Consider the following 23,265-nt stretch of genomic DNA (forward strand, 5'->3'; position numbering starts at 1 on the left):
AACAGCCCCTGACCCTCGCGCCAATCCGGTCGCCCGGCGCCGAGGGATAGGCGCGGATCAGGCCCGTGACAACAGGGACAGCGCGGCCGTATAGCGATTGCTGGTCGTCGTGGTCTGGATCTGCGACAGCGCAAGATAGCGCGTGGTCAGCTTGTCGATGGTTTCATCGGTCGCGATCTTGGAAAAGCTGCTGCTGCCCAGGACGCGTTCGGACGCCGACATGAATTCCTCCAACTGCCGGTCGACCGGCAGGTTGGCAATCGACTTGCTCATCCCGAACGCGCCCTGAAAAACGGTCCGAAGCTGTTGGTTGCCCAGAACCTCGTACCACAGCGTCTTGTCGCTGGAGGCCCGCGAGGCGAAGGCCTTGACCTCGTTCCGGGCGTTCAGGGCCAGGCGATAGCTTTGATCCCCCTCGCCGACGCGCTTTTCGAATTGCCGCTGGACGTAGGCCTGGCTCAGCGCCTCGCCCGTGGTGGCGGCGTCGCTGCGCTTGCCGAAGGCCTGGGCCAGTTTCAGGTAACGCTTGTCGCCCAGCCGGTTGGCCAGCGACGCGCTGTCGCCCAGGTCGGATTCCAGAACCTTGCGGATGAAGGCCTTGTTGGTCACATCCTCGTCCAGGCCAAAGGCGCCCAGCGCCACCTGCAACATCTTGTAATCGCCCACCAGATCCTCGGCCGTGGTGGTGGCCGTCAGGTTTTCGCGAAGATAGGCGGTGGCGCGCTGGACCACGGGATCCTTGGCCGTAGCCTCGACCTGACGCGATTCCATGCGTTGCAGGACGCGCCATCCGGCCAATCCGCTTAATCCGACATTGATGGCGTTGGCCATGGCATCCTCATTGGCGGCGAGCTTGGATAAGCTGTTCTTCCTGCGGCAGAAGTTCGCGCAGCCGCCGCAGGGCGGGATAGGCCGCGCCTTCCTCGACGCTGGCGCGAGCCTCGCGCAGGGCCGTCTGGCTGGCCTCGTCCTCGAACACCAGGGCAAGCTGGGCGATGGCCAGAAGAAGCTGGCGTTTTCCTTCGGCTGCTTCGGCATCACCCGACAGGATCAACTGGGCGATATAGCAGGCCCGGGCCACAGGTGTGTTCGCGCGGTCGGGGTGGATCGCATCCTTGAGCCGCAGGACATTCGCATTGGGCGTACGGATGGCGATCTTGGACCGGCGGTCGCCGTTTTCGATGACCGCGCCGTTGATCAGCACCCGTTCGTTCGGGGCCAGTTTCAGGACAAGGCCGCTCATGCCGGGGTCTCTTGGCGCAGGCCGCGCATGATGGCCATGTTGATGTCGATCAGCGGGGCAAGCGCAACTTTGCCTGACAGGGCTTGGTGGCCGTGGCGCAACGCGAAGCCCGCCAGCGACAGCAGCCCGGCGCGGACATGATCCGGCAGCGCATTGCCGGGATCGGCCAGATCGCTGGCAAGGATCGTCCACAGTTGATTGTTCTTGTCCACGGCGGCGATGCGATCGGGGCCTTGCCCGCTGGCATCCGCCTGGCGCAACATTCCGGTCACGCGAGAGAAAATGTCGTATTCGGCATCGCGCGCGGTGCGGACGACGCTGCTGCCATATCCATTGGCGGAGAAAGACGGAACCGCGCTCAAGGTGATCATCCTGATCTTAAGGGTTCAGCAAGAATGGGGCGCCCCAGGGGCGCCCCAAGAGGTCTTGGGATCAGCGGAACAGCGACAGGATCGCCGAGGGTGCCTGGTTGGCGATCGACAGCGCTTGGATGCCAAGCTGCTGCTGCGTTTGCAGGGCTTGCAGGCGGGCCGAGGCTTCCTCCATGTCGGCATCGACCAGCGAACCAACACCGGCCTTCAAGGAGTCAGCCAGCTTGCCGATGAAGTTCGACTGTTCTTCGATTTGCTTTGCCTTGGCACCCAGAGCCGCAGAGCCATTCAGCGCGGTCTGCAAGTTCGCCTCAAGCGCAAGCACTGCCGCCTGTGCGGAAGCGCGATCAGTGATGGCCGTCAGGGCATTCGTTCCGGCCAGCAAGGTTGCTTCAAAGTCAACGGAAGCAACTGCAATGTTGCCAGCAGTCACACCCGTGTTGCTGCGGTCGAGCGACGACAAGACCGTATAGGTCGCGCCGCCGTTCACACCGTTTGTCTTCAGCAGGTTGACGCCGTTCATCTGCGTGCCCGCAATCGTCGCGGTAATCACCGCTGTCTTTGCCGTGATATCGGCTTGGACCTTGGCGAATTCGTAACCATCAGTTCCAGCCCGGGACGCCAGATCCTTCATCTCGGTCAGGGTTTTCGCGATCAGCTCGGCTCCGTCAACAGCAGCCTGAACCGTCGCGCCGGCAACGTTCAGCGAACTTTGGATCGCCTTCGCCGAAGACTGGTCAGCCTCCATCACCTTGGAAATCGCCCAGACGGCCGAGTTATCCTTGGCCGAGTTGATCGACTTGCCGGTCGAAATCTCCGACTGGGCCTTGTTCAGGCTGGAATTCACGTTCTTCAGGGTTTGCAGTGCAACGATGGCGCCGTTGTTGGTCAGAATACTGGACATCTTATCCTCAGATATAATGGACGCTTTGCATCCTTGGTTTCGACGATCGGCCTTCTGACCTTGGGCGTTTATCCCTGTGCCGCTTTTGGCATGACCGCATTCCTAGCAGCCGGTGATTGATGGATACTGAATTTCCCATCGCGCCTCAAATTCCAAACGCGAAGGATTTTATTCAAAATCGCTGGGCCAGCACCGCACTGGTCGGCGTATTGTGGCGCTGACCGGCCTGATCATAGGTTTGCAGGCTGCGCGCGTTCTTCACGATGTCCCGAATCTGGTCGATGGCGCGCTGAGTGCCGCGCGCGGAATCCTCGGCCAGGCGGCGCAAGTGTTGAAGGATCTGTTCGATCTGCGCCTTCGAATCGGCGTCCAGCCCGTCGCGTTCGAATCGATGGGCCAGCGTCTCGATCCGGGCGAGGGCCTGGGCCGCATCACCGGAAATGATGGCCTGTTCGATGCCGCGCAGGATCTCTCGGTGCTTCGGTTTCATTGCGCCACCCATGTGCCGAATCCCAGATCCATGCGGCCCGCGAGGGCGGCAGCCTGCTCCTGGATCAGGAAGCTGGAGAATTGCTCCTCGCCGATGCCGCCGCCGAACGCGCCGGTGTTCGATTTCGGACCGCAATATTTCAGCATCTCCTCAAGAAACATCTGTTCCAGCTGTTCGGATGGCGGTCGCGACGCGGTCGCAGGCGCGGCTGCCGTTGAGATTTGGTTAACCTGCATGAGAATTTTCCTGATTGCGGATATTTTTCATGATTAGCCGGTTGCGGTAAATAAATCGTAAGGACTTATCCTTATTTCTGGCGGCATCACGTTGGGAATCGGGCATATGGCAGACAGTTTCGTTTTACCGGTCATGACCCTGGTGCAAGCCACGGCCGCCGCCGAACCTATTATCGAGGGCGAGGATGAAGCCGAGTTCGACTTTACCATCGACGACGCGCCGATCGATGATCTGCTGGCCGAGGCGGCGCCTGCGGATGGGGCGGCCGTCTGCCAGGCGCCGCAGGATCTGTTGCAGATGCTGATCGAGGATTTGTCCGGGATCAGCGGTGCCCTGCGCCAGGCCGCGCCGGAAGGCGGCCAACCCGCAGAGGATCCGGTCCCTTCCGATACCAGAGCGGCCTTGCCCGAATCGGCGATGCGGATCGCCGTGCCTGCCGCTGCCGACGCCGCTGTCGACGCCGCACCCGACCTGGCGGTGCAGGTTGCGCCGGACATGCCGCAGATCGACCTTCTGTCCGCCGAACCACCCTCGCCGCACGCGGCGGCGGCGCGCGATGTCGCGGCGGCCGCCCCGGAACAGCCGCTGCCGCCGTCCCGCGTTCCCGTCGCGTCGGTGGTGCGCCAGATGGCCGAGGCCGTCGTCAGCGCCCGCGAGGACCGGATCGAGATTGCCCTGGCGCCCGAGGAACTGGGCCGGATCCGCATGGTGATGACCGGACCGGACCACAGCCCGCATGTGCTGGTCTGGGCCGAACGCCCCGAGGTTCTGGACCAGCTGCGCCGCAACGCCGCCTTTTTGCAGGAATGCTTCGGGGATGCCGGAATGGCCGATGCGTCCTTCGAATTCCAGGGCGACGGCGGCACCGGGTCCGGCCGCGGGCAGCCCTTGCCCGAGGCGTCAGGCCACGGCTTTGACGTCACCGAAACCGTTTCCGTTTCCCTCCCCGCCGCCTGGACGCCCCTGGCGATCCCGGCGCGACTGGACATCCGCATCTGAAAAGGAGAATCGCTTGGTTAACCCCGTCAACGGCTCGACGACCGGAACCACCGGCACGACATCCACGTCCAAGGCCACGGACGCCATGACCGCGCAGTCGGCAAATTTCGACACGTTCCTGCGGATGCTGACCACGCAGTTGCAGAACCAGGATCCGCTGAACCCGATGGAGGGCAGCGATTTCGCCGTCCAGCTTGCGACCTTTTCGGGGGTCGAACAGCAGGCGCAGACGAACAAGCTGCTGGAACAGATGCTGACGCAATCGGGCGGCAGCCTGGGGCAACTGGCCGAGTGGATCGGCAAAGAGGTGCGCACGACAGAACCCGTCTGGTTCGGGGACAAGCCGCTGACGCTGGATGTCAATCCCGACAGCCGGGCCGACAGCGTGACCCTGGTGACGCTGAACGAATCGGGCAAGGAAGTCCTGAGAGAGGAAATCGGGCCGGGCGAAGGCCAGATCGACTGGCTGGGCCGCGACGAATATGGCGAAAAGCTGGCCGACGGCCGCTATTCCTTCGTGATCGAGAGCAACCGCGCGGGCGAGGTGATTTCCGAGGATCCGGTCGGCGCCTATGTCCGCGTGGCCGAGGCCGAGGTTGGCAGCCGAGGGGTCGAGCTGATCTTCGAAGGCGGCGGGTCGGCCCTGGCCAGCCAGATCGAGGCGCTGCGCCAGGCGAATTAAAGCTGCGGCAGGAAGCCGCCGCGCATCGCCAGGATCTCGTCGCGGATGCGGACGGTCGCGGCGCTCATCTGCCGGTCGGCGCGGCGCAGCAGATACCAGCTTCGCTGGATCGGCAACCCGATGCCGCGCAGGGCGATCAGACGGCCCGACCGCAGTTCCTCGGTCACGGTATGCTGGGAAATCAGCGCCACGCCCAGGCCCGCGATCACCGCCTGCTTGATCGTCTCGTTGGTGCCCATCTCGACCGCGCGCCAGGTCGCGCCCTCGCCGATGCGGTCCAGGAAGCGGGTCATCAGGATGCGGGTGCCGGACCCTTCCTCTCGTGACAGGAAGGTCTGGGCCAGCAGGTCGCCCGGCATCACCGGGTCGGCATCGGCCAGCGGGTGGTCGGGCGCGGCGATGATGATGTGCGGATGCGGCCCGACCGGGTCGGCGACCACCGCGGGTTCGCGCGGCGGGCGGCCCATGATCGCCAGATCCAGGTCGTCGCCCGCCAGCGCCGCCAGCACCGCGTCGCGGTTGCCGATCCGCAGTGTCACCTCGATATCGGGCAAAAGTCGCAGCAGCCGCGCGACCAGGCCGGGGGCGAAATACTTGCCGGTCGAGACCACGCCCAGCACGACATTGCCGACATGGCCCTGCTGCAAGGCGCCGATCTCTCGGGCCGCGCGGGACAGGGCGGTGGCGATCTGCGATTCCGCCAGCAGCAGCGCCTCGCCCTCGGGGGTGGGGCGGAAGGCGCCATGATCCCCCCGCTGGACCAGGGGGCATCCGGCCAGATCCTCCAGCCCGCGCAACTGGCTGTGGACGGCGGGCGTGGTCAGGCCCAGCAGGCCCGCAGCCGCCGTCAGGCTGCCGCTGTCGGTGACGGCGCGCAGGCAGCGCAACTGGCGCAGGGTGATCCCTTCGGGCTTCATTTCACCAAAATCTAATCTTCCTTCCAGATTATTAAATTTCCTCTAACTCCGCCGAATGTCAATCTGCCCCTACCAGACGCCACGGGAGGGGCAGATGACGACGCCCAGCATTGACACCACGCATATTCCGCCAGACTTCCGCCCCTTGATGCTGGCCCTGGCGCGGGGCGGGGCGACTCTGGCAGGGGTGATCCGGCGCGGCGACGGCAGCCTGTCGGCCGAGGTCGGCACCAACAGCGACGGCGACGGCCAGAAACGGCTGGACGTGCAGGCCGATGCGCTGTTCCGCGACGCGCTGCGCGACGCGGGCATCCGCTGGTTCGCAAGCGAGGAACAGGCCGAACCCGTCGCCATGCAGCCGGGCGGCGCCTTCGCCCTGGCCATCGACCCGCTGGACGGGTCGTCCAACATCGACACCAATGTCTCGATCGGCACCATCTTCGCCGTCTATCCCGCCCAGGACCAGGCCGAGGCCAGCTTCCTGCGCCCGGCCCGCGACCTGATCGCGGGGGGATACATCATCTATGGCCCGCGCTGCTGCCTGGTGGTCAGCTTCGGCGACGGCACGCAGATCTATACGCTGAACCCGGATACCGACAGCTTCGACCTGACCAGCCCGCGCGCGACCCTGCCGGACTGTTTCTTCGAATACGCCATCAACGCGTCCAATTACCGCCACTGGCCGCGCCCGATCCGCGCCTATATCGACGACTGCATCGCCGGGATCGACGGCCCGCGCGCGCGCAATTTCAACATGCGCTGGATCGCATCCCTGGTGGCCGAGGCGCACCGGATCCTGATGCGCGGCGGCATCTTCCTGTACCCGGCCGACGCCCGCAAGGGCTATGAGAGGGGCCGGTTGCGGATGCTGTACGAATGCGCGCCCATCGCCTTTGTCATCGAACAGGCGGGGGGCCGCGCGACCGACGGCGCGCTGCCGATCCTGGACGCCGCCATCACCGACCTGCACGGCCGCACGCCGCTGGTCTTCGGATCGGCCGAAAAGGTCGACCGCGTCGCCGCCTATCACGACCTGCCCGATGCCGAGGTCTCGGCCCTGTTCGGCAATCGCGGCCTGTTCCGCGCCTGAGGAAATCCATGAGCAAGAAGCATCCCATCATCTCGGTCACAGGCAGTTCCGGCGCGGGGACGACCACGGTCAAGACCACCTTCGACCAGATCTTCCGCCGCGAGGGCATCCGGGCCGTCAGCATCGAGGGCGACGCCTTCCACCGCTTCGACCGCCAGGCGATGAAGGACGAACTGGCCCGCCGCCAGGCGGCGGGCGACCAGACCTTCAGCCATTTCAGCTTCGACGCCAACGAATTGGAGAAGCTGGAGGACATCTTCCGCGTCTATGGCGAAACCGGCCGGGGCGAGACGCGCCATTACGTCCATGACGACCGCGAGGCCGAGAAATGGGGCGCCGCGCCCGGCACATTCACCCCCTGGGCGCCCTTCGAGGAAGGATCGGACCTGCTGTTCTACGAAGGGCTGCACGGCGCGGTCGTCAACGCCACGGTGAACCTGGCGAAGCTGGCCGACCTGAAGATCGGCGTGGTGCCGGTCATCAACCTGGAATGGATCCAGAAAATCCACCGCGACAAGGCCAGCCGGGGCTATTCGACCGAGGCCGTGACCGACACGATCCTGCGCCGGATGCACGCCTATGTGCATTGCATCTGCCCGCAATTCACCCAGACCGACATCAATTTCCAGCGGGTGCCGGTGGTCGACACCTCGAACCCGTTCATCGCCCGCTGGATCCCCACGCCCGACGAAAGCCTGGTGGTGATCCGGTTCCGCAACCCGCGCGGCATCGATTTTCCCTATCTGACCCAGATGATCGACGGGTCGTGGATGAGCCGCGCGAACTCCATCGTCATTCCCGGCCCCAAGACCGACCTGGCGATGCAACTGATCCTGACGCCGATGATCCTGCGCCTGATCGACGACGCCAAGCGCGCCTGAGGGGGGAACCAGCCATGAACCAGATGACCCGCATCGACGCCGCGCTCGAGGCCCGCATGGCGAACGCCATCCGCGCCCTGGCCATGGACGCGGTCGAGGCCGCGAAATCCGGCCATCCCGGCGCGCCGATGGGCATGGCGGATGTGGCGACGGTGCTGTTCAACCGCTTCATGCGGGTGGATCCCGCCGACCCCGCCTGGCCGGACCGCGACCGCTTCGTGATGTCGGCGGGGCATGGGTCGATGCTGGTTTACGCGATCCATCACATGCTGGGCTATGACGACATGGGCATGGACCAGATCCGCGCCTTCCGGCAACTGGGATCGCGCACCGCGGGCCATCCCGAATACGGCCATGCCAAGGGGATCGAGGTGACGACCGGCCCCTTGGGCCAGGGCATCGCCACGGCGGTTGGCATGGCGCTTGCCGAACGGATGGCCCATGCCCGCTGGCCGGATCTGGCCGGCCACCACACCTATGTCATCGCCGGCGACGGCTGTTTGATGGAGGGGATCAGCCACGAGGCCATCGACCTTGCGGGCCACCTGCGCCTTGGGCGGCTGATCGTGCTGTGGGACGACAACGGCATCACCATCGACGGGGCCACGGATCTGTCCACCAGCACCGACCAGAAGGCGCGCTTTGCCGCCGCCGGATGGCATGTGCAGGCGGTGGACGGCCACGACCGCGATGCCGTCGCCGCAGCCATCCAGGCCGCGCAGGGGGACGACCGCCCGTCCATGATCGCCTGCAAGACCATCATCGGCTTCGGCGCGCCCAACAAGCAGGGCGGCCACGATGTCCATGGCGCGCCGCTGGGTGCCGATGAAATCGCGGCGGCCCGTGCCCATCTGGACTGGCCGCACGACCCCTTTACCCTGCCCGAGGACGTGACCGCCGCATGGGCCGCGATTGCCGCGCGCGGCGCGCAGGCTCGGGCCGACTGGGCGGCGCGGCTGGAAACCTCCGCCAACCGCGCCGCCTTTCTTGCCGCCCAGGCCGCGCCGGATGCGCAGACGCTGCGGACCGCCATCGCCGGTCATTGCCACCAGCTTGTCGCGGATCGTCCCAAGGTCGCAACCCGCAAGGCCAGCGAGATGGCGTTGGGGGTCATCAACGCCGCCCTGCCCCAGACCATCGGCGGAAGCGCCGACCTGACCGGATCGAACCTGACCCGGACAAAGGACATGCAGTCGATCCGCGCGGGCGATTACGCGGGCCGCTATGTGAACTATGGCATCCGCGAACATGCCATGGCGGCGGTGATGAACGGCATCGCGCTGCATGGCGGCTTCATCCCCTATGGCGGGACGTTCCTGGCCTTTGCCGACTATTCGCGGCCCGCGATCCGGCTGGGCGCGCTGATGGGGGTGCGGGTGATCCATGTGATGACCCATGACAGCATCGGGTTGGGCGAGGACGGCCCGACCCACCAGCCGGTCGAGCATCTGGCGTCCCTGCGCGCCATCCCCAACCTTCAGGTGTTCCGCCCCGCCGATGCGGTCGAGACCGCCGAAGCCTGGGAGATCGCGCTGACCAGCCCCACGACGCCCTCGGTCCTGGCCTTGTCGCGCCAGAACCTGCCCACCGTCAGGACCGAGGACGAGGATGCCAACCGCTCGCGGCGGGGCGCCTATGTGCTGCGCGCCACGCCCGCGCCGCGCGACGTGACGCTGATCGCCACCGGATCCGAGGTCGAAATCGCCCTGGCCGCCGCCGACCTGCTGCGGGCCGACCGGATCGACGCGGCGGTGGTGTCCGCCCCCTGTTTCGAACTGTTCGCCCGCCAGGACCGGGCCTATCGCCAGGGGGTGCTGTGCGATGCCCCCCGCATCGGGATCGAGGCGGCGATCCGCCAGGGATGGGATCTGTTCCTGCGCCCCGAGGACGGCTTCGTCGGCATGACGGGCTTTGGCGCCTCGGCCCCCGCCCCCGCCCTTTACCGCCATTTCGGCATCACGCCCGAGGCCGTCGCCGAACTGGCCCGCAACCTCATCAAGGGAGAGACCTGATGGCCCTCATCACCCTGCGGCAGCTTCTGGATCATGCCGCCGAACATGACTATGGCGTGCCCGCCTTCAACATCAACAACATGGAACAGGGCCTTGCCATCGTGAAGGCGGCGGCCCAGGCCGACGCGCCGGTGATCCTGCAAGCCTCGCGGGGCGCGCGATCCTATGCGGGCGACATCATGCTGCGCCGCATGGTCGAGGCCCTGGCCGAGATGAACCCGACCATTCCGATCTGCCTGCACCAGGACCACGGCAACAACCTGGCGACCTGCATGTCGGCGATCCGCCACGGCTTCACATCGGTGATGATGGACGGATCGCTGCACGAGGACATGAAGACACCCGCCGATTACGACTACAACGTCGCGGTGACGGCCAAGGTGGCCGAGGCCGCCCACGCGGTCGGCGCATCGGTCGAAGGGGAACTGGGCGTTCTCGGGTCGCTGGAAACCGGCGAGGCCGCGGCCGAGGACGGATCGGGGGCCGAAGGCAAGCTGGACCACAGCCAGCTTCTGACCGACCCCGACCAGGCCGTCGATTTCGTGCTGCGCACCCGCTGCGACGCCTTGGCGATCGCCTGCGGCACCTCGCACGGGGCCTACAAGTTCACCCGCAAGCCCGATGGCGAGATCCTGGCCATGCACGTCATCCAGGCGATCCACGACCGCCTGCCCGGCACGCATCTGGTGATGCACGGGTCGTCGTCGGTCCCGCAGCACCTCCAGGACCTGATCAACGAATCCGGCGGAGAGATGCCGCAGACCTATGGCGTCCCGGTCGAGGAAATCGAGCGCGGCATCCGCATGGGCGTGCGCAAGGTCAATATCGACACCGACTGCCGCATGGCGATGACCGGGCATTTCCGCAAGGTCGCCCGCGACAGGCCCGACGAATTCGACCCCCGCAAGTTCATGATCCCCGCCATGGCCGAGCTGACCGCGCTGTGCCGCGACCGCTTCGAACGCTTCGGCACGGCGGGCCATGCCAGCACGATCCGCGTCATCCCGATGGACGAGATGGCGAAACGCTATGCGTCGGGGGCGTTGGACCCGGCCATCACCGGCGCGAAAGCCGCCTGAGAGGAGGAAGACCCATGAACGAGATGTCGAACCCCAAGCTGGATGCCAAGAAACGGTATTCCGCCGGTGTCCTGAAATACGCGCAGATGGGCTATTGGGAACCCGACTACACCCCAAAGGACACCGACGTGATCGCGCTGTTCCGCATCACGCCGCAGGACGGGGTGGACGCCATCGAGGCGGCTGCGGCGGTGGCGGGCGAAAGCTCGACCGCGACCTGGACGGTGGTCTGGACGGACCGGCTGACCGCCTGCGACAAATACCGCGCCAAGGCTTACCGGGTCGATCCGGTGCCGAACAGCCAGGGCGAATACTTCGCCTATATCGCTTATGACCTGGACCTGTTCGAGCCGGGTTCCATCGCCAACCTGACCGCATCCATCATCGGCAACGTCTTCGGCTTCAAGCCCCTGAAGGCCCTGCGGCTGGAGGATATGCGCCTGCCGGTGGCCTATGTGAAGACCTTCCAGGGCCCGGCGACCGGCATCGTCGTGGAACGGGAACGGCTGAACGTCTATGGCCGCCCGCTGCTGGGCGCGACCGTGAAGCCCAAGCTGGGCCTGTCGGGCCGCAACTATGGCCGCGTCGTCTACGAGGCGCTGAAAGGGGGCCTCGACTTCACCAAGGATGACGAGAACATCAACAGCCAGCCCTTCATGCACTGGCGCGACCGATTCCTGTATTGCATGGAGGCCGTGAACCGCGCCTCGGCGGCGACCGGAGAGGTCAAGGGCACCTATCTGAACGTCACCGCCGGAACGATGGAGCAGATGTACGAACGCGCCAATTTCGCCAAGGATCTGGGCAGCGTGATCGTCATGATCGACCTGGTGATCGGCTATACCGCGATCCAGTCGATGGCCAAATGGGCGCGGGACAACGACATGATCCTGCACCTGCACCGGGCGGGGCACTCGACCTATACAAGGCAGCGCAGCCACGGCGTCAGCTTCCGCGTGATCGCCAAATGGATGCGGCTTGCGGGCGTCGATCACCTGCACGCGGGCACCGTGGTGGGCAAGCTGGAAGGCGATCCGGCCACGACCAAGGGCTATTACGACATCTTCCGCGAGGAACGGAACCCGATGGCCCTGGAAAACGGCATCTTCTTCGACCAGGACTGGGCGGCGCTGAACAAGATGATGCCTGTCGCCTCGGGCGGGATCCATGCGGGCCAGATGCACCAGCTTCTGACCTATCTGGGCGAGGATGTGGTGCTGCAATTCGGCGGCGGCACCATCGGCCACCCGCACGGCATCCAGGCGGGCGCGACCGCCAACCGCGTGGCGCTGGAGGCGATGGTTTTTGCCCGCAACGCAGGCCGCGACATCTGGAACGAGGGCGAGGACATCCTGCGCGACGCGGCCAAGACCTGCACGCCGCTGAAGCAGGCGCTGGATGTGTGGAAGGACGTGTCCTTCAACTATGCCTCGACCGACGCGCCCGATTTCGCGCCGACGCCCGAAGTGTCGATGTGACCCGCAGCGGTGGGGTGAAACCCCACCCTACAACACCCCGTAGGGTGGGGTTCCACCCCACCTTCCCCCGCCACAAAGGAACACACCCCATGAAACTGCGCCAAGGACAGTTCAGCTTCCTGCCCGACCTGACGGATGACGATATCCGCGTTCAGGCCCAATACGCCATCGACAACGGCTGGGCGGTGTCGGTCGAATACACCGATGATCCCCATCCCCGGAACACCTATTGGGAAATGTGGGGCCATCCGATGTTCGACAACCCGGACGCCGCCGCCGTGGTCTTCGAGGTGAACGAATGCCGCAAGGAACATGGCGGCAAGTATATCCGCGTCATCGCCTTCGACGCCTCGCCCGGCTGGGAATCGATCCGCATGAGCTTCATCGTGAACCGCCCCGCGACGGAACCGGGCTTCCGCCTGATCCGGCAAGAGGCCGAGGGCCGCAGCGTCCGCTATACCATCGAAAGCTATGCCGTGCGCGAGCCGGAAGGCGCGCGCTATGCCTGAGCGATCCGGGCGGCGCCCCCCCCGCCGCCCGGACCCTGTGCGAAAGACCGGGGGCGCTTCGCCCCCCGGCTCGGGCCTGCCGGCCCCTTCTCCGCTGAAAAAGGTCCACTGGACCTTTTCCCGGGCGCTTCGAAGCCCCCGAGGATATTTGAACCAAGGCAAAAGGCGCCGCGCAGTGCACCGCTCAGGAAGGTGAAAGATGGACGAACCCCGCCCCACCCATGTCGATCTGGCCGCATCCTTCGAGAACAGCGGCGTGCGCGACGTGCTGCGCGAACTGGACGAGACGCTGATCGGACTGGAGCCGGTCAAGTCCCGCATCCGCGAGACCGCCGCGCTGCTGCTGGTCGATCAGGCCCGCCGCCAGCTGGGCCTGGCGACCGAGACGCCGACCCTGCACATGTCCTTCACCGGCAACCCCGGCACCGGCAAGACCACCGTGGCGCTGAAGATGGCCGACCTGCTGCACCGGCTGGGCTATGTCCGCAAGGGACACCTGGTGACGGTCACGCGCGACGACCTGGTCGGCCAGTATATCGGCCATACCGCGCCCAAGACCAAGGAGGTGCTGAAGAAGGCGATGGGCGGCGTGTTGTTCATCGACGAGGCCTATTATCTGTATCGGCCCGAAAACGAACGCGATTACGGGCAGGAGGCGATCGAGATCCTGCTTCAGGTGATGGAAAACAACCGCGACGACCTGGTGGTGATCCTGGCCGGCTATGCCGACCGGATGGACCGCTTCTTCGCCTCGAATCCCGGCTTCCGGTCGCGGATCGCCCACCATATCGAGTTCCCGGATTATACCGACCCGGAACTGCTGCATATCTCGGAAAAGATGCTGGCGTCGCAGAACTATCGGCTCGACGACGGCGCGCGGGCCGCCATGCGGGACTACATCGCCGCGCGCCGCCACCAGCCGCATTTTGCCAATGCCCGCTCGGTCAGGAACGCATTGGACCGCGCCCGGCTGCGGCAGGCGAACCGGCTGTTCAACGAGGCGAAAGGCCCCATCGACGCCGACCGCCTGTCCCTGATCACCGAACCCGACATCCGCGCCAGCCGCGTCTTTCGCGGCGGGCTTGACGTGGACCGGCTTGACGCGGGTCGCGCGACCGGGCAGGCCGCTGCCGAATGATTGCGAAAGGAATCGCCATGACCTTCGACCGTTCGATCAAGATCGCGCCCTCGATCCTGTCCGCCGATTTCGCCGATTTCGGACGCGAGATCCAGGCCATCGAGGCCCAGGGCGCGGATTGTGTCCATGTCGATGTGATGGACGGGCATTTCGTGCCGAACCTGACCTTCGGCCCGCCCGCCGTGAAGGCGTTCCGCCCGCATGTGAAGACGGTCATGGACGTGCATCTGATGATTGCGCCGGTCGATGCCTATATCGACGCCTATGCCGAGGCGGGCGCCGACATGATCACCGCCCATGTCGAGGCCGGACCCCATCCGCACCGCACCTTGCAGGCGATCCGGGCCACCGGGAAAAAGGCGGGCATCGCGCTGAACCCCGGCACTCCGGTCGAGGCGGTGGAATACCTGCTGGATCTGGCCGACATGGTGCTGGTGATGACTGTGAACCCCGGCTTCGGCGGGCAGAAGTTCATCCATTCCCAGGTGGACAAGATCGCCCGGCTGCGCGGCATGATCGGCGACCGGCCCATCCATATCCAGGTGGACGGCGGCGTCGATCCCACCACCGCGCCGCTGGTGGCGAAGGCCGGGGCGGATGTGCTGGTGGCGGGATCGGCGGTCTTCAAGGGCGGCTCGGTCGGCCAGCCGCAGGTCTATGGCCAGAACATCCGCGCGATCCGCGACGCCATCGACGGATTGGCGCTGTCAGCCTAGCGCCGCGGCCCAGTCCTCGACCGGATCGCCGCTGCCGAGGCCCGTCACCAGCCCGTTCACCATGAAGGTGGGCGAGACATGGATGCCGTTCTGCCGCGCGTATTTCGCGTGCCGCTTGATCTGCGCCTCAAGCTCGGGAAAGGCGAAGGCTTCCGCCAGAGCCACGCCGCTGCATTCCTCCAGCCGGGCGATGATCTGATTGGGCGTGGCGTCCATGTTCGGTCCCTTGCGGTGTTGCTCGAACTCGAAGGCTTCGCGGTGATCGGCCACGGCCTGCAACACGCGCCGCGCGGTCTCGCGCCCGCCCTCCAGCATCGAGGCCGCCAGCACGCAGCGCGTCACCACCGGCGAAAACATGTGCCAGGGCTGCGACTGCATCCGCAGTTTCACCGTCACCCGGTCGCGCCCCGCCGCATCCAGGAAGGCGTCCATCTTGCGGAACGCCTTGACCGAAAACGGGCAGGTCGGTTCCAGGAACATCTCGAAGACCTGCGGTCCCCGGCCCCATTCCAACGGATCGGCGGTGCGTATGGTCATGGCATGGTCCCTTCCGTTTGACATTCGCCCCTGCACGGGCATCCTGCGGCCAGCAACAGGAGATGGCAATGGATCTGGGCATCAGAGGAAAGCGGGGGCTGGTCTGCGCGGCGTCGAAGGGCTTGGGGCGCGGCTGCGCCGAGGCGCTGGCCGAGGCGGGCGTGGATCTGGTCATCAACAGCCGGACCGAGGCCGACATCACCCGCACGGCCAAGGAAATCGCCGCAAAATACGGCGTCGGCGTCACCCCGGTCGCGGCCGATATCACCACGGACGAAGGCCGCGCCAGGGTCTTGGAGGCCGTGGGCCAGGCCGACATCCTGGTCACCAATGCGGGCGGCCCGCCGCCGGGCGACTGGCGGGACTGGAGCCGCGACGACTTCATCCGCGCCCTTGACGCCAACATGCTGTCGGCCGTCGCGCTGATGCAGGCCCTGGTGCCCGGCATGATGGATCGCGGCTGGGGCCGGGTGGTCAACATCACCTCTCAGTCTGTGAAATCGCCCATCGCGGCCCTGGGGCTGTCGAACACCGCGCGCACCGGGCTGACCGGCTTTGTCGCGGGCATGTCGCGGCAGGTGGCGGGGCACGGGGTCTGCGTGAACAACATCCTGCCCGGCATCCACGCGACCGACCGCGCCGTCAGCCTGGACAGGGGCGTGATGGAAAAGCAGGGCATCGACATGGAAACAGCGCGGCGCCAGCGGCAGGCGGGGATCCCGACCGGCACCTATGGCGATCCCGGCGACTTCGGCGCCGCCTGCGCCTTTCTGTGCAGCCAGCAGGCGAAGTTCATCGTCGGCCAGAACCTGCTGCTGGACGGCGGCGCGCTGAACGCGACGCTGTAACCGGGACGGACGCCGGGCTACGACAAAAGGCTTGCCTTGCGTCCGCGGCCCGGCTAGCTCTCATCCATCGGAATTCGGGAGAAGCTGGCCCCGCGCCAGTGCCGAAGGAGCAGCCGCCCCGGCGAACTCTCAGGCAGAAGGACCGCTTTCCGCCAAAAACTCTGGAGAGTGGCGCGCCGCGCCCGCCGAAGGGATAACGATCTCAGGCGTCCCGATCCGGTCTGACCGGACGGGGCAGGGACAGAGGGGGCATCGACCGGGCGAACCGCCCGCCACCCGATGCCGGCTGCCCGGCTGTTTGAGAGAAGGAGGTCGCATGACCGACGATCCGCGCCGGACCCCGCTGCACGACCTGCACCTGTCGCTGGGTGCCCGCATGGTGCCCTTTGCCGGATGGGAGATGCCTGTCCAGTATCCGAAAGGGGTGCTGGCCGAACATCTGCATACCCGCGCGCAAGCGGGGCTGTTCGATGTCAGCCATATGGGGCAGGTTGTGATCACACCGCAGGACGGCGATATGGCTGCGGCCGCCCTGGCCCTGGAAAGCCTGATCCCTGCGGATGTGCTGGGCCTTGCGCCAGGCCGCCAGCGTTACGGGCTGTTCACCAATGATGCCGGCGGCATCCTGGACGACCTGATGTTCGCCAACTGCGGCGATCATTTCCTGCTGGTGGTCAACGCCGCCCGCGCGGAACACGACATCGCCCATATGGGCAGCCTTGGCGGCGTCACGGTGACGCCCGTCACGGATCGCGGGCTGCTGGCGCTGCAAGGCCCGCAGGCCGCAGAGGTGCTGGCCCGGCTGGTGCCGGAAGCTGCGGACATGCGCTTCATGGACAGCCGGATCCTGCCTTGGAAAGGGGTCGATCTGTGGGTGTCGCGGTCCGGCTACACCGGCGAGGACGGGTTCGAGATCTCGGTTCCCGAGGCGCGGCTGCGCGAATTCGCCGAAGATCTGCTGGACCGGCCCGAGGTCGCGCCCATCGGCCTGGGCGCCCGCGACAGCCTGCGGCTGGAGGCGGGGATGCCGCTTTACGGCCATGACATGGATACCGGGGTCACGCCCGCGCAGGCAGGACTGGGCTGGTCGATTCCCAAGGTCCGCCGGACGGGCGGGGCGCGGGCGGGCGGCTTTCCGGGCGCCGAGGCGGTGCTGGCCGAACTGGCCGACGGTCCCGCGATGATCCGCCGGGGCCTGCGCCCGGAAGGCCGCGCCCCGATCCGCGAGGGTGTGGCGATCTTTGCCGAACCTTCGGGCGGCGCGCCGATCGGCCATGTTTCCTCGGGCGGGTTCGGGCCTTCAGTGGGCGCGCCCATCGCCATGGCGCGCCTGCCCGCCGCGCTGCCCGACGGTGCCACCCTCTATGCCGAATTGCGCGGCAAGCGGCTACCCGCCGCGATCACCCCCCTGCCCTTCATCACGCCATCCTACAAACGCTGAGGAGCGACCCGATGCTGAAATACACCGAGGACCACGAATGGCTGCGCGCCGAGGGCGATGAGATCGTCGTGGGCATCACCCCCCATGCCAGCGAGCAACTGGGCGACGTGGTGTTCATCGAACTGCCCGAGGAAGGCCGCGAGGTCGAGGCGGGCGACGAGGTGGTGGTGATCGAATCGGTCAAGGCCGCATCCGACATCTCGGCGCCGATCTCGGGTGTGATCACGGCGGTGAACACCGCCCTGGCCGATACGCCGGGCAGCGTGAACGACGACCCCCTTGCCGCCTGGTTCTTCCGCATCAGGCCCGCCCAGGGCACCAGCCTGGACGGCTTCATGGATGATGCCGCCTATCAGGCGCTGATCGGCTGAGGCCATCGCCGGGGGCGCTTCGCCCCCCGGACCCCCCGAGGATATTTTTACACAGAAGATGTGGCGCGCATGACCCGCTGGACCCCGACCGACTATAACCCCGACGATTTCGCGAACCGCCGCCATATCGGACCTTCTCCGGCCGAAATGGCCGAGATGCTGAAGGCGGTCGGCGCCGACAGCCTGGACGCGCTGATCGGCCAGACGGTGCCCGCCGCGATCCGGCAGGACAGCGCGCTGGACTGGCCCGCCTTGTCCGAGGCCGCGCTGCTGGAGCGGATGCGGCAGGTGGCGGCGAAGAACCGGGTCATGACCAGCCTGATCGGCCAGGGCTATTACGGGACGGTCACGCCCCCGGCGATCCAGCGCAACATCCTGGAAAACCCGGCCTGGTACACCGCCTATACCCCCTATCAGCCCGAAATCGCCCAGGGGCGGCTTGAAGCGCTGCTGAATTACCAGACCATGGTGGCCGATCTGACGGGACTGCCGGTGGCGAATGCATCCCTGCTGGACGAGGCGACGGCGGCGGCCGAGGCGATGGCCATGGCGCGGCGGCAGTCGAAGTCCAAGGCGGACGCCTTTTTCGTGGCCCATGACCTGCATCCGCAAACCATCGCCGTAATCGAGACGCGGGCCGCGCCGCTGGGGATCCGCATCGTCAAGGCCTCGATCGACGATCTTCAGGCGGATCAGGTCTTTGGCGCGATCTTCCAGTATCCCGGCACCTATGGCCATATCCGCGACCTGACCCCCGAGATTGCGGCCCTGCACGCGGCGGGCGCGCTGGCGGTGGTGGCGACGGATCTGCTGGCGCTGTGCCTGCTGAAGGAACCGGGGGCGATGGGGGCGGACATTGCGGTCGGATCGGCGCAACGGTTCGGGGTGCCGATGGGCTATGGCGGGCCGCACGCGGCCTTCATGTCCTGCCGCGACGAGCTGAAACGCGCCATGCCGGGACGGATCGTGGGCGTCAGCATCGACGCCAAGGGTAACAAGGCCTATCGCCTGTCGCTGCAAACCCGCGAACAGCATATCCGCCGCGAGAAGGCGACCAGCAATGTCTGCACGGCGCAGGCGCTGCTGGCGGTGATGGCGTCCTTCTATGCCGTCTTCCACGGCCCGGTGGGTCTGCGCGCCATCGCCCAGCGGGTGCACCTGCACGCGGTCACGATTGCCCAGACCCTGCGCGCGGCGGGGGCCGAGGTCGCGCCGGATGCGTTCTTCGATACGATCACCGTCAAGGTCGGTGTGGGCCAGGCGGGCATCCTGGCCGCCGCGCAGCATCGCGGCATCAACCTGCGCCGCGTCGGCCGCGACCGGGTGGGCATCAGCGTCGATGAAACGACCGATGCCGATGTGATCACACGCCTGCTGGACGCCTTCGGCATCACCGATGCCCCCGCGCCCGCGCAGGCCCCGGCGATCCCCGAGGCGCTGCTGCGCGGGACGGATTACCTGACCCATCCGGTCTTCCACATGAACCGCGCCGAATCCGAGATGATGCGTTACATGCGCCGCCTGTCGGACCGCGACCTGGCCCTGGACCGGGCGATGATCCCGCTGGGCAGTTGCACGATGAAGCTGAACGCGGCGGCCGAGATGATGCCGATCACCTGGCCGGAATTCGGCGCGCTGCATCCCTTTGCCCCGGCCGACCAGGCGGCGGGCTATGCCGAGGCCATCGCCGATCTGACCGACAAGCTGTGCCGGATCACCGGATACGACGCCTTTTCCATGCAGCCGAACAGCGGTGCGCAAGGGGAATATGCCGGGCTGCTGACGATTGCCGCTTATCACAAGTCGCGTGGCGAGGATCGCGATGTCTGCCTGATCCCGGTCAGCGCTCATGGCACCAATCCTGCCAGTGCGCAGATGGCCGGAATGAAGGTTGTGGTCGTGAAATCCGCCCCGAACGGCGACATCGACCTGGAGGATTTCGCCGACAAGGCGGCGAAGGCCGGGGACAGGCTGGCGGCCGTGATGATCACCTATCCCAGCACCCACGGCGTCTTCGAGGATACGGTGCGCGAGGTTTGCGACATCACCCACCGGCATGGCGGGCAGGTCTATATCGACGGGGCCAACATGAACGCCCTGGTCGGCCTGGTGAAACCGGGCGAGATCGGCGGCGATGTCAGCCACCTGAACCTGCACAAGACCTTCGCGATCCCGCATGGCGGCGGGGGCCCCGGCATGGGGCCGATCGGGGTCAAGGCGCATCTGGCGCCCTTCCTGCCGGGCGATCCGCAATCGGGCGACGGCGCGGTCAGCGCGGCGCCCTATGGCTCGGCGTCGATCCTGCTGATTTCCTGGGCCTATTGCCTGATGATGGGCGGGGCCGGGCTGACCCAGGCCACGCGGGTGGCGATCCTGAACGCGAACTATATCGCGTCCCGGCTGGCCGGGGCCTATCCGATCCTGTTCATGGGCAACCGGGGCCGGGTGGCGCATGAATGCATCATCGACACGCGGCCCTTCGCCGACCATGGCGTGACCGTGGACGATATCGCCAAGCGCCTGATCGACAACGGTTTCCATGCCCCGACGATGAGCTGGCCGGTGGCGGGGACGCTGATGGTGGAACCCACGGAATCGGAAACCAAGGCCGAGATCGACCGCTTCATCACCGCGATGCTGGCGATCCGGGCCGAGATCACCGAGGTGGCCGAGGGCCGCATCCCCGCCGATCAAAGCCCTCTGCGTCACGCGCCGCACACGGTCGAGGATCTGATCGCCGACTGGGACCGCGCCTATTCGCGCGAACAGGGCTGCTTCCCGCCGGGGGCGTTCCGGGTGGACAAGTACTGGCCGCCGGTGGGCCGGGTCGACAACGCCTATGGCGACCGCAACCTGGTCTGCACCTGCCCGCCGCTGGAAAGCTATGCCGAGGCGGCCGAGTGACTGGACCGGCACCGGCCCTGCCCGGTGCCGCCTTCGCGGCTAGAGGCTGATCGCCTCGTCCACGCCCAGCATGATGTTGAGATTCTGGACCGCCGCGCCCGACGCGCCCTTGCCCAGGTTGTCCAGCACCGCAACCACCGTCGCGCAGCCGTTTTCAGCATCGCCCTGGACGGTGATGCGCAGGCGGTTGGTATCGTTCAGATCCGTCGGCACGATGCGCGGACCCGTCCCCTTGGCGACCTCGATGAACCGCTGCCCGGCATAATGGTCGGCCAGGGCGCGGATCAGACCGTCCAGCGTCCGCCGGTCGTTCAGGAACAGCGGCACCTGCACCGCCATGCCTTGGGCGAAGTTCCCGACCGAAGGCGCGAAGACCGGCTGCCGGGTCAGGCCCGCATGGGCCATGATTTCCGGGATATGCTTGTGCCGCTGGGTCAGGCCATAGACGAAATGCGCTGGCGCCGCGCCGCTGTCATATTCCGCGATCAGCGCCTTGCCGCCGCCGCTATAGCCGCTGACGGCGTTGATCGACAGCGCCTCGTCCGGGGCGACCAGGCCCGCCGCGACCAGGGGGGCAAGAATGGCGATGGCGCCGGTGGAATAGCAGCCGGGATTGCTGACCAGCCGGGCACCCGCGATGCGGTCGCGCGCGGCGGCGTTCAGTTCCGGGAAGCCGAAGGCCCAGTCCGGGGCCACCCGATGCGCCGTCGAGGCATCAATGATCCGCGTGTCCAGACCGCCTGCCAGGGCCACGGCCTCGCGGGCGGCGTCGTCGGGCAGGCACAGGATCGCCACGTCGGCCTGGGCGAAGGCCTCGCGCCGGGCGTCGGCATCCTTGCGCCGGGCCGGGTCGATCTGGATCAGGCGGATGTCGTCGCGCGTTTCCAGCCGCTCGCGGATTTGCAGGCCCGTGGTGCCCGCCTCGCCATCGATGAAAACGCTGTGTGCCATGGTCCGATCCCCGTTTGCTGCGGGGGTTATAGGGGACCGCCGCCCCCCTGCCAATCGGCGCGCGATCAGATCGAGCAGATTTCCGAGCGGGTCAGGAACCGCTTTTCCCGCCCGTTGTCCAGGCTGAACATGCCGCCGCGTCCCGGCACCACGTCGATGATGAGATCCGTATGCGCCCAGGCCTCGGCCTGGGAGGCGCTGATGTAGAAGGGCGCGCCGCCGATCTCGCCCAGCTTCACGTCGCGCTCGCCCACGCGGAAATCGCCCTGGGCATAGCACATGGGCGACGACCCGTCGCAGCATCCGCCCGACTGGTGGAACAGGACCGGGCCGTGGTCAGCGACAATTTCCGCGATCAGGTCAAGGGCGGCGGGGGTCGCGGAAACCTTGCTCATGTCTTCAACCTTTTCTTCAGGAACTCCAGCACCTGACGTTCCTCGGGGCGCAGGCCGGTCTTTTGCAGATCCTCGGCGATTTCGTCCTGCAATTCCAGCTTCAATTCGTCCGCCAGATAGGAATCGATCACCTGTGGATGGACATAGCATTTGCGGCAGATCGTGGGCGTGTTGCCAAGGCGGGCCGCGACCTGTTCGATCGCCTCGCGGATATTGCGCTTGGCGGCCGCCTGGCTGTCGACGGCCTCGTATTCGGCTAGCGCCAGGGCGGCCAGAACGGTGCCGGTCCAGGTGCGGAAATCCTTGGCGGTGACGTTCCGCCCCGAGATGTCGCGCAGATAGGCGTTCACCTCGGTCGAGGTGATCTTCTGCCGCTGGCCGTCCTCGTCCAGATACTGGAACAGGTGCTGGCCGGGGATGTCCTGGGCGGCGCGCACGATCCGGGCCACGCGGCGGTCCTTCAGGCCCAGGTTCCACTCCTTGCCCGACTTGCCCTTGAAGCGGAACCGGATCTGGCTGCCGTCGATCTTCACATGCCGGTCGCGCAGGGTGGTCAGCCCGTGCGACTTGTTCTGCCGCGCGTAATCGGCGTTGCCCACGCGGATCATGGTGTTTTCCAGCAGATGCACCACGGTGGCCACGACCTTCTCGGCAGGCAGCCCGCGCCGCGACATGTCCTGGTCCACCCGGTCGCGGATCTGCGGCAGCACATGGGCGAAGTCCAGCATGTGGTCGTATTTGGCGCCGTCGCGGATGGCGCGGAAATCGGGGTGGTATCGGTATTGCTTGCGCCCCTTGGCATCGCGGCCGGTGGCCTGGACATGGCCGCGCGGATCGGGACAGATCCAGACATCGGTATAGGCGGGCGGGATCGCCAGCGAGGCCAGCCGCGCCCGTTCGGCCTTGTCGGTGATCGTCTTGCCATCGGGGCCGCGATAGGAAAACCCCTTGCCGGACCGCTGCCGGGTGATGCCGGGCATGTCATCGTTCACATAGATCAGCCCCGCCTCTTTCGCGGCGTCGCGCGGGTCGGGGATGACGGCATCGTCGGGCATGGGCGTTGATCCGAAAG

25 protein-coding genes and 1 riboswitch are annotated in these 23,265 nt (G+C 66.5%); of the genes, 14 read left to right on the forward strand and 11 right to left on the reverse strand.

Annotated features, from left to right (window positions below):
- Nucleotides 1-57: 57 nt before the first annotated feature.
- The 6 genes from PARHAE_RS07620 to PARHAE_RS07645 form a co-directional block, all read right to left on the reverse strand.
- A complete protein-coding gene (locus tag PARHAE_RS07620; protein ID WP_126154011.1) occupies nucleotides 58-831 on the reverse strand; it encodes a DUF1217 domain-containing protein in 774 nt (257 codons plus the stop codon).
- A gap of 7 nt (nucleotides 832-838) precedes the next feature.
- On the reverse strand, nucleotides 839-1,243 hold the full coding sequence (gene flbT, locus PARHAE_RS07625; protein WP_126154012.1) for a flagellar biosynthesis repressor FlbT: 405 nt from the start codon (nucleotides 1,241-1,243) through the stop codon (nucleotides 839-841).
- On the reverse strand, nucleotides 1,240-1,605 hold the full coding sequence (gene flaF / locus PARHAE_RS07630) for a flagellar biosynthesis regulator FlaF (protein WP_241232712.1): 366 nt from the start codon (nucleotides 1,603-1,605) through the stop codon (nucleotides 1,240-1,242). The genes flbT and flaF overlap by 4 nt, the downstream gene beginning before the upstream one ends.
- A gap of 70 nt (nucleotides 1,606-1,675) precedes the next feature.
- On the reverse strand, nucleotides 1,676-2,518 hold the full coding sequence (locus PARHAE_RS07635; protein WP_126154014.1) for a flagellin N-terminal helical domain-containing protein: 843 nt from the start codon (nucleotides 2,516-2,518) through the stop codon (nucleotides 1,676-1,678).
- A 172-nt stretch (nucleotides 2,519-2,690) separates the two neighbouring features.
- On the reverse strand, nucleotides 2,691-3,008 hold the full coding sequence (locus PARHAE_RS07640) for a hypothetical protein (protein WP_126154015.1): 318 nt from the start codon (nucleotides 3,006-3,008) through the stop codon (nucleotides 2,691-2,693).
- Complete coding sequence (locus PARHAE_RS07645; RefSeq protein WP_126154016.1) at nucleotides 3,005-3,244, reverse strand: hypothetical protein; 240 nt, start codon at nucleotides 3,242-3,244, stop codon at nucleotides 3,005-3,007. The genes PARHAE_RS07640 and PARHAE_RS07645 overlap by 4 nt, the downstream gene beginning before the upstream one ends.
- A gap of 133 nt (nucleotides 3,245-3,377) precedes the next feature.
- Between PARHAE_RS07645 and fliK the strand changes: the two genes are divergently transcribed.
- Nucleotides 3,378-4,244: a flagellar hook-length control protein FliK gene (gene fliK, locus PARHAE_RS21555; protein WP_164555176.1), complete on the forward strand. Its 867-nt coding sequence runs from the start codon at nucleotides 3,378-3,380 to the stop codon at nucleotides 4,242-4,244.
- A 13-nt stretch (nucleotides 4,245-4,257) separates the two neighbouring features.
- Entirely contained in the window at nucleotides 4,258-4,926 is a 669-nt protein-coding gene (locus PARHAE_RS07655; protein WP_241232713.1) for a flagellar hook capping FlgD N-terminal domain-containing protein, read from the forward strand.
- Here PARHAE_RS07655 and cbbR read toward each other — a convergent pair.
- Nucleotides 4,923-5,843, reverse strand: coding sequence for a LysR family regulator CbbR (cbbR, locus tag PARHAE_RS07660; protein WP_126154019.1), 921 nt, complete (start codon nucleotides 5,841-5,843; stop codon nucleotides 4,923-4,925). The genes PARHAE_RS07655 and cbbR overlap by 4 nt on opposite strands.
- 94 nt (nucleotides 5,844-5,937) lie before the next feature.
- On the opposite strand from cbbR, the gene PARHAE_RS07665 reads away from it, so the two are divergent.
- The 8 genes from PARHAE_RS07665 to rpe all read left to right on the forward strand — a co-directional run bounded on the left by PARHAE_RS07665 (nucleotide 5,938) and on the right by rpe (nucleotide 14,746).
- Nucleotides 5,938-6,933, forward strand: a complete 996-nt coding sequence (locus PARHAE_RS07665; RefSeq protein WP_126154020.1) for a class 1 fructose-bisphosphatase — start codon at nucleotides 5,938-5,940, stop codon at nucleotides 6,931-6,933.
- A gap of 8 nt (nucleotides 6,934-6,941) precedes the next feature.
- Nucleotides 6,942-7,814, forward strand: coding sequence for a phosphoribulokinase (locus PARHAE_RS07670; protein ID WP_126154021.1), 873 nt, complete (start codon nucleotides 6,942-6,944; stop codon nucleotides 7,812-7,814).
- Between the two features lie 23 nt (nucleotides 7,815-7,837).
- A complete protein-coding gene (gene tkt, locus PARHAE_RS07675; protein ID WP_126154088.1) occupies nucleotides 7,838-9,826 on the forward strand; it encodes a transketolase in 1,989 nt (662 codons plus the stop codon).
- Entirely contained in the window at nucleotides 9,826-10,905 is a 1,080-nt protein-coding gene (gene fba, locus PARHAE_RS07680) for a class II fructose-bisphosphate aldolase (RefSeq protein WP_126154022.1), read from the forward strand. The genes tkt and fba overlap by 1 nt, the downstream gene beginning before the upstream one ends.
- Nucleotides 10,906-10,919: 14 nt before the next feature.
- Complete coding sequence (locus PARHAE_RS07685; protein ID WP_206436889.1) at nucleotides 10,920-12,383, forward strand: form I ribulose bisphosphate carboxylase large subunit; 1,464 nt, start codon at nucleotides 10,920-10,922, stop codon at nucleotides 12,381-12,383.
- A gap of 89 nt (nucleotides 12,384-12,472) precedes the next feature.
- Entirely contained in the window at nucleotides 12,473-12,892 is a 420-nt protein-coding gene (locus PARHAE_RS07690; protein ID WP_126154023.1) for a ribulose bisphosphate carboxylase small subunit, read from the forward strand.
- 199 nt (nucleotides 12,893-13,091) lie between these two features.
- Nucleotides 13,092-14,030: a CbbX protein gene (cbbX, locus tag PARHAE_RS07695; protein ID WP_126154024.1), complete on the forward strand. Its 939-nt coding sequence runs from the start codon at nucleotides 13,092-13,094 to the stop codon at nucleotides 14,028-14,030.
- 17 nt (nucleotides 14,031-14,047) lie between these two features.
- Nucleotides 14,048-14,746 carry a ribulose-phosphate 3-epimerase gene (rpe, locus tag PARHAE_RS07700; protein WP_126154025.1) on the forward strand — a complete coding sequence of 233 codons (699 nt, stop codon included), beginning with the start codon at nucleotides 14,048-14,050 and terminating at the stop codon, nucleotides 14,744-14,746.
- Here rpe and PARHAE_RS07705 read toward each other — a convergent pair.
- Nucleotides 14,738-15,283 carry a DsbA family protein gene (locus PARHAE_RS07705; RefSeq protein WP_126154026.1) on the reverse strand — a complete coding sequence of 182 codons (546 nt, stop codon included), beginning with the start codon at nucleotides 15,281-15,283 and terminating at the stop codon, nucleotides 14,738-14,740. The genes rpe and PARHAE_RS07705 overlap by 9 nt on opposite strands.
- A gap of 68 nt (nucleotides 15,284-15,351) precedes the next feature.
- Between PARHAE_RS07705 and PARHAE_RS07710 the strand changes: the two genes are divergently transcribed.
- The 4 genes from PARHAE_RS07710 to gcvP all read left to right on the forward strand — a co-directional run bounded on the left by PARHAE_RS07710 (nucleotide 15,352) and on the right by gcvP (nucleotide 20,847).
- Nucleotides 15,352-16,131 (forward strand): SDR family oxidoreductase, encoded by a 780-nt coding sequence (locus PARHAE_RS07710; RefSeq protein ID WP_126154027.1) that lies wholly within the window; start codon nucleotides 15,352-15,354, stop codon nucleotides 16,129-16,131.
- 65 nt (nucleotides 16,132-16,196) lie between these two features.
- Nucleotides 16,197-16,286, forward strand: a riboswitch (glycine riboswitch).
- A gap of 161 nt (nucleotides 16,287-16,447) precedes the next feature.
- A complete protein-coding gene (gene gcvT, locus PARHAE_RS07715; protein WP_126154028.1) occupies nucleotides 16,448-17,572 on the forward strand; it encodes a glycine cleavage system aminomethyltransferase GcvT in 1,125 nt (374 codons plus the stop codon).
- 14 nt (nucleotides 17,573-17,586) lie between these two features.
- Entirely contained in the window at nucleotides 17,587-17,943 is a 357-nt protein-coding gene (gcvH, locus tag PARHAE_RS07720) for a glycine cleavage system protein GcvH (RefSeq protein WP_164555178.1), read from the forward strand.
- Between the two features lie 69 nt (nucleotides 17,944-18,012).
- Entirely contained in the window at nucleotides 18,013-20,847 is a 2,835-nt protein-coding gene (gene gcvP / locus PARHAE_RS07725; RefSeq protein ID WP_126154030.1) for an aminomethyl-transferring glycine dehydrogenase, read from the forward strand.
- Between the two features lie 39 nt (nucleotides 20,848-20,886).
- Here the strand turns inward: gcvP and argC are convergent, their stop codons facing one another.
- From argC to PARHAE_RS07740, 3 genes are all read right to left on the reverse strand, one after another.
- Complete coding sequence (gene argC, locus PARHAE_RS07730) at nucleotides 20,887-21,798, reverse strand: N-acetyl-gamma-glutamyl-phosphate reductase (protein ID WP_126154031.1); 912 nt, start codon at nucleotides 21,796-21,798, stop codon at nucleotides 20,887-20,889.
- A 65-nt stretch (nucleotides 21,799-21,863) separates the two neighbouring features.
- Nucleotides 21,864-22,193: a DUF779 domain-containing protein gene (locus PARHAE_RS07735; protein WP_126154032.1), complete on the reverse strand. Its 330-nt coding sequence runs from the start codon at nucleotides 22,191-22,193 to the stop codon at nucleotides 21,864-21,866.
- Nucleotides 22,190-23,248, reverse strand: a complete 1,059-nt coding sequence (locus PARHAE_RS07740) for a DNA topoisomerase IB (RefSeq protein WP_126154033.1) — start codon at nucleotides 23,246-23,248, stop codon at nucleotides 22,190-22,192. Before PARHAE_RS07740 ends, PARHAE_RS07735 begins: the two co-directional genes overlap by 4 nt.
- Nucleotides 23,249-23,265 lie beyond the last annotated feature (17 nt).

The organism is Paracoccus haematequi, from assembly GCF_900631945.1.
In the GTDB taxonomy this organism is placed as follows: domain Bacteria; phylum Pseudomonadota; class Alphaproteobacteria; order Rhodobacterales; family Rhodobacteraceae; genus Paracoccus; species Paracoccus haematequi_A.

Excerpts from the sequence above, each read along its gene's own strand:
- rpe (WP_126154025.1), top strand. The coding sequence starts at position 14,048 with ATGACCTTCGACCGTTCGATCAAGATCGCGCCCTCGATCCTGTCCGCC.
- PARHAE_RS07665 (WP_126154020.1), top strand. The coding sequence starts at position 5,938 with ATGACGACGCCCAGCATTGACACCACGCATATTCCGCCAGACTTCCGC.
- tkt (WP_126154088.1), top strand. The coding sequence starts at position 7,838 with ATGACCCGCATCGACGCCGCGCTCGAGGCCCGCATGGCGAACGCCATC.
- cbbX (WP_126154024.1), top strand. The coding sequence starts at position 13,092 with ATGGACGAACCCCGCCCCACCCATGTCGATCTGGCCGCATCCTTCGAG.
- fliK (WP_164555176.1), top strand. The coding sequence starts at position 3,378 with ATGACCCTGGTGCAAGCCACGGCCGCCGCCGAACCTATTATCGAGGGC.
- PARHAE_RS07735 (WP_126154032.1), bottom strand. The coding sequence starts at position 22,193 with ATGAGCAAGGTTTCCGCGACCCCCGCCGCCCTTGACCTGATCGCGGAA.
- gcvT (WP_126154028.1), top strand. The coding sequence starts at position 16,448 with ATGACCGACGATCCGCGCCGGACCCCGCTGCACGACCTGCACCTGTCG.
- PARHAE_RS07670 (WP_126154021.1), top strand. The coding sequence starts at position 6,942 with ATGAGCAAGAAGCATCCCATCATCTCGGTCACAGGCAGTTCCGGCGCG.
- PARHAE_RS07620 (WP_126154011.1), bottom strand. The coding sequence starts at position 831 with ATGGCCAACGCCATCAATGTCGGATTAAGCGGATTGGCCGGATGGCGC.
- PARHAE_RS07710 (WP_126154027.1), top strand. The coding sequence starts at position 15,352 with ATGGATCTGGGCATCAGAGGAAAGCGGGGGCTGGTCTGCGCGGCGTCG.
- PARHAE_RS07690 (WP_126154023.1), top strand. The coding sequence starts at position 12,473 with ATGAAACTGCGCCAAGGACAGTTCAGCTTCCTGCCCGACCTGACGGAT.
- PARHAE_RS07640 (WP_126154015.1), bottom strand. The coding sequence starts at position 3,008 with ATGAAACCGAAGCACCGAGAGATCCTGCGCGGCATCGAACAGGCCATC.
- PARHAE_RS07685 (WP_206436889.1), top strand. The coding sequence starts at position 10,920 with ATGAACGAGATGTCGAACCCCAAGCTGGATGCCAAGAAACGGTATTCC.
- argC (WP_126154031.1), bottom strand. The coding sequence starts at position 21,798 with ATGGCACACAGCGTTTTCATCGATGGCGAGGCGGGCACCACGGGCCTG.
- PARHAE_RS07705 (WP_126154026.1), bottom strand. The coding sequence starts at position 15,283 with ATGACCATACGCACCGCCGATCCGTTGGAATGGGGCCGGGGACCGCAG.
- flbT (WP_126154012.1), bottom strand. The coding sequence starts at position 1,243 with ATGAGCGGCCTTGTCCTGAAACTGGCCCCGAACGAACGGGTGCTGATC.
- gcvP (WP_126154030.1), top strand. The coding sequence starts at position 18,013 with ATGACCCGCTGGACCCCGACCGACTATAACCCCGACGATTTCGCGAAC.
- fba (WP_126154022.1), top strand. The coding sequence starts at position 9,826 with ATGGCCCTCATCACCCTGCGGCAGCTTCTGGATCATGCCGCCGAACAT.
- PARHAE_RS07740 (WP_126154033.1), bottom strand. The coding sequence starts at position 23,248 with ATGCCCGACGATGCCGTCATCCCCGACCCGCGCGACGCCGCGAAAGAG.
- PARHAE_RS07635 (WP_126154014.1), bottom strand. The coding sequence starts at position 2,518 with ATGTCCAGTATTCTGACCAACAACGGCGCCATCGTTGCACTGCAAACC.
- PARHAE_RS07645 (WP_126154016.1), bottom strand. The coding sequence starts at position 3,244 with ATGCAGGTTAACCAAATCTCAACGGCAGCCGCGCCTGCGACCGCGTCG.
- cbbR (WP_126154019.1), bottom strand. The coding sequence starts at position 5,843 with ATGAAGCCCGAAGGGATCACCCTGCGCCAGTTGCGCTGCCTGCGCGCC.